The sequence below is a fragment of the Flavobacterium sp. genome (assembly GCF_023151265.1).
Taxonomy (GTDB): domain Bacteria; phylum Bacteroidota; class Bacteroidia; order Flavobacteriales; family Flavobacteriaceae; genus Flavobacterium.
This window is the reverse complement of record NZ_JAKLJH010000186.1, coordinates 1-3,802: the sequence shown is the minus strand read 5'-3', so window position 1 is coordinate 3,802 and position 3,802 is coordinate 1. Positions and strand designations below refer to the sequence as shown.

Here is a 3,802-nt window from a genome sequence, read left to right as displayed (position 1 = left end):
ATGCGTACAAACTCTATCTAAAAACCATCTGTCGTGGGAAATAATTACCGCACAACCTGCAAAGTTCTCTAAACCTTCTTCTAAAGCTCGTAATGTATTCACATCCAAGTCATTCGTTGGCTCATCTAAAAGCAGTACGTTTCCTTCTTCTTTCAATGTCATTGCCAAGTGCAATCTATTTCTTTCTCCTCCAGATAATGTAGAAACTTTTTTGTTTTGTTCACCACCACCAAAGTTAAAACGAGATAAGTAAGCACGAGAATTTACTTGTCTTCCACCCATCATAATTAATTCTTGACCATCGCAGAAGTTTTCCCAAAGGGTTTTGTTTGGATCAATATTAGAGTGTGATTGATCAACATAAGCGATTTTAACCGTATCACCAATTTCAAATGTTCCTGAATCTGCTTGTTGTTCTCCCATAATCATTTTGAATATTGTAGATTTACCAGCACCATTTGGTCCGATAATTCCAACAATTCCTGCTTGAGGCAAAACGAAATTTAAATCGTCGTATAATAATTTATCTCCGAATGCTTTTGAAACATGTTTAGCTTCAATTACATTGGTTCCTAAACGAGGTCCATTAGGAATGTAAATTTCTAATTTCTCGTCTAATTCTTTTTGGTCTTCGTTTAATAATTTATCGTAATTCTGTAAACGTGCTTTTTGTTTGGTTTGACGACCTTTTGCTCCTTGACGCACCCAATCCAGCTCACGTTCTAAATTTTTTCTACGTTTTGACGCTACTTTTTCTTCTTGCGCCATTCTATTTGATTTTTGTTCTAACCAAGAAGAATAATTTCCTTTCCATGGAATACCTTCTCCTCTATCCAATTCTAAAATCCAACCTGCAACGTTATCTAAGAAATATCTATCGTGCGTTACGGCAATTACAGTTCCTGAATATTGTGCCAAATGTTGCTCTAACCAAAGTACCGATTCTGCATCCAAGTGGTTGGTTGGCTCATCTAATAATAATACATCTGGTTGTTGTAAAAGTAAACGACATAAAGCTACACGACGTTTTTCTCCACCTGATAAAACAGAAATTGGTGTTTCTGGATCTGGCGTACGAAGCGCGTCCATTGCAATTTCCAATTTGTTATCAATTTCCCAAGCACCACAAGCATCGATTTTATCTTGTAAAACCGCTTGACGCTCCATTAGTTTGTCCATTTTATCAGCATCTTCATATACTTCAGGCAAACCAAAATCGTCGTTAATTTTATTAAATTCTTCCAATAAAGCAAACGTTTCAGCCGCACCTTCACGAACAATATCAATTACTGTTTTAGTTTCGTCTAAATAAGGCTCTTGTTCCAAATAACCAACGGTATAACCTGGTTGAAAAACCACATCACCTTGGTAATTTTTATCAACTCCAGCAATAATTTTTAATAATGAAGATTTTCCCGAACCATTTAATCCAAGAATACCAATTTTTGCTCCGTAAAAGAAACTTAAATAGATGTTTTTTAGTACTTGTTTATCTGCTCCTGGATAGGTTTTGCTCAATTTTTGCATTGAAAAAATCACTTTCTTATCATCTGACATAATCGTATGTTTGTTTTATTAATTGTTAAAATGTACTATAACTTGTTAAACCCTTCCTTTTAATGCGTTGAAAACCCAAGCAATAGCAAAGAAACCAACTCCAACAGCTGAAAATCCCCAACCTGCTACATCGGCATATCTGTAAATTCCTAAGCCAATCAATAATAATCCCATTAAAATCATAATGAAAGTAGCCCAAGCTAAAATTGTATTTTTATTCATTCCCATAATTCAATATTTTTAACTAAAGTTTTGTAAAATTTAGGACTGCGAAGGTACAAATTTTAAAACTTTTTATGCTTTGTATTAATTGAAAATTTTAATCAACATTTCCTTCAATAAATCGTGTTGTGTAATAGAGGAAGCGCCTACTCCTTTACTTTTTACATCACTATCGCGTAAAGCAGCCACAATAGCACTTACCTTTTTCATAGGATAATTTCGGAATGCTACTTCGTAATCTTTAACAAAATAAGGACTCACTTTTAAAACTTTAGCGGCATTAAACTGTGATTTATCTTTTAATCCGTGATATTGTAGTAATTGAGAAAAGAAACCAAATACTAATCCTGTTGTAACCACTATTGGATTGTCTTTTGGATTTTGAGAGAAATGATCGATTATTTTATATGCTTTCAGTTGGTCTTTTTCACCAATGGCTTTTCGCAATTCAAAATTGTTATAATCTTTACTAAAGCCGATATTTTCTTCAATATCTTTTGGCGTAAACGTGTGTCCTTTTGGAAGTATAATTTTTAATTTTTCTAATTCGTTATTGATTTTAGATAAATCAGTTCCTAAAAATTCTACTAAAATAGCAGCTGCTTTAGGTTCAATGCTATACCCTTGACCTGATAAAACGCGCTTAATCCAATCACCAACCTGATTTTCATACATTTTTTTACTTTCGTAAACTACTCCAACTTTATCTAAAAGTTTGGTGATTTTTTTACGTTTATCTAAAGTCTTGTATTTATAAGCAAAAACTAAAACTGTTGTTGGTTGTGGGTTTTCGGCATAAGCTTCTAATTTATCAATAGTTCTTGATAACTCTTGCGCTTCTCTAACTACAACCACTTGGCGATCAGCCATCATTGGATAGCGTTTTGCATTTCCAACCACATCTTCCATAGAAACATCACGACCGTATAAAATCGTTTGATTGAAATCGCGTTCGTGTTCTTGCAAGATATTTTGCTCAATAAATTCAGTTAATTTATCAATATAATAAGGCTCATCGCCCATAAAAAAGTAAATGGGTTTGATGTTTCCGGCTTTTATATCTTTTGTAATTTGAATTACTTCATCCATTGTTTTAAGTATTCAGTGTTCAGTAGCAGTTGGCAGTTTGTTTAAAATAACTATTTTTGCTTCATGCAAAAGTTGAACTTTCCAGTTTATTCCTTTCGGTTCAAAAATAGTGAAAATAAAGTGTCTATTTTTGATGAAATTAGAAAAAAATTTATTCTTCTTACTCCAGAAGAATGGGTGCGTCAACACGTAGTTCAGTTTTTGTTACAAGATAAAAAGTATCCAAAATCGTATATCAATGTTGAAAAATTAATTAAAATTAACAATTTAAGCAAACGATATGATGGAGTTGTTTTTCAACCAAATGGAGAAATATTTTTACTAATTGAATGCAAAGCGCCTGAAGTTCCAATCTCGCAACAAACCTTTGACCAAATTGCGCGTTATAATTTAGTTTTGAAAGCTAAATATTTAATGGTTACCAATGGACTAAATCATTATTTTTGCCAAATGGATTTTGAAAACGAAAAATATGTTTTCTTGAAAGAACTTCCTGAATATTCAAATCAATGAAAAAAATAGCAGTAGTCATATTAAATTGGAACGGAGCCAAATTATTAGAACAGTTTTTGCCTTCGGTAGTTGCTTTTTCAGATGAAGCTACGATTTATGTTGCTGATAATGCTTCAACCGATACTTCTATTGAAGTCATTCAAAACCAATTTACTTCGGTTAAAATTATTCAAAATACAGGTAATTTTGGCTTTGCAAAAGGTTATAATGAAGCGTTGAAGTTTGTTGAAGAAGAATATTATGCTTTAGTCAATTCGGATATTGAAGTTACTGAAAATTGGTTGGCTCCTATTTTAGAAATTTTTGAAAATCAACCTGAAACTGCCATCATACAACCAAAATTATTAGACTTCAAAAAGAAAACGCATTTTGAATATGCTGGTGGCGCTGGTGGTTTTATTGATAAATTTGGTTATCCTTT

The 3,802-nt window shown here is 32.6% G+C and carries 5 protein-coding genes; 2 read left to right on the top strand and 3 right to left on the bottom strand.

Translation table 11 applies throughout. From position 1 onward, the window contains the following. From ettA to holA, 3 genes are all read right to left on the bottom strand, one after another. The coding region (ettA, locus tag L6Q46_RS13065) for an energy-dependent translational throttle protein EttA (RefSeq protein WP_291284677.1) at positions 1–1,557 on the bottom strand (1,557 nt) is incomplete at its 3' end. Between the two features lie 45 nt (positions 1,558–1,602). Further along, the gene (locus L6Q46_RS13060; RefSeq protein WP_026725732.1) at positions 1,603–1,785 is read right to left on the bottom strand and encodes a CAL67264 family membrane protein; all 183 of its coding nucleotides are present in this window, start codon (positions 1,783–1,785) and stop codon (positions 1,603–1,605) included. Positions 1,786–1,863: 78 nt separating this feature from the next. Continuing rightward, positions 1,864–2,868 carry a DNA polymerase III subunit delta gene (gene holA, locus L6Q46_RS13055; protein ID WP_291284676.1) on the bottom strand — a complete coding sequence of 335 codons (1,005 nt, stop codon included), beginning with the start codon at positions 2,866–2,868 and terminating at the stop codon, positions 1,864–1,866. Between the two features lie 63 nt (positions 2,869–2,931). On the opposite strand from holA, the gene L6Q46_RS13050 reads away from it, so the two are divergent. After that, positions 2,932–3,381: a type I restriction enzyme HsdR N-terminal domain-containing protein gene (locus L6Q46_RS13050; RefSeq protein WP_291284675.1), complete on the top strand. Its 450-nt coding sequence runs from the start codon at positions 2,932–2,934 to the stop codon at positions 3,379–3,381. Beyond that, a partial coding sequence (locus L6Q46_RS13045) for a glycosyltransferase (RefSeq protein WP_291284674.1) occupies positions 3,378–3,802 on the top strand: 425 nt, incomplete at its 3' end. The genes L6Q46_RS13050 and L6Q46_RS13045, both read left to right, overlap by 4 nt.

What these genes read in the sequence shown, in the direction of transcription:
- L6Q46_RS13060 (WP_026725732.1), bottom strand. Translation starts at nt 1,785, where the DNA reads ATGGGAATGAATAAAAATACAATTTTAGCTTGGGCTACTTTCATTATG.
- holA (WP_291284676.1), bottom strand. Translation starts at nt 2,868, where the DNA reads ATGGATGAAGTAATTCAAATTACAAAAGATATAAAAGCCGGAAACATC.
- L6Q46_RS13050 (WP_291284675.1), top strand. Translation starts at nt 2,932, where the DNA reads ATGCAAAAGTTGAACTTTCCAGTTTATTCCTTTCGGTTCAAAAATAGT.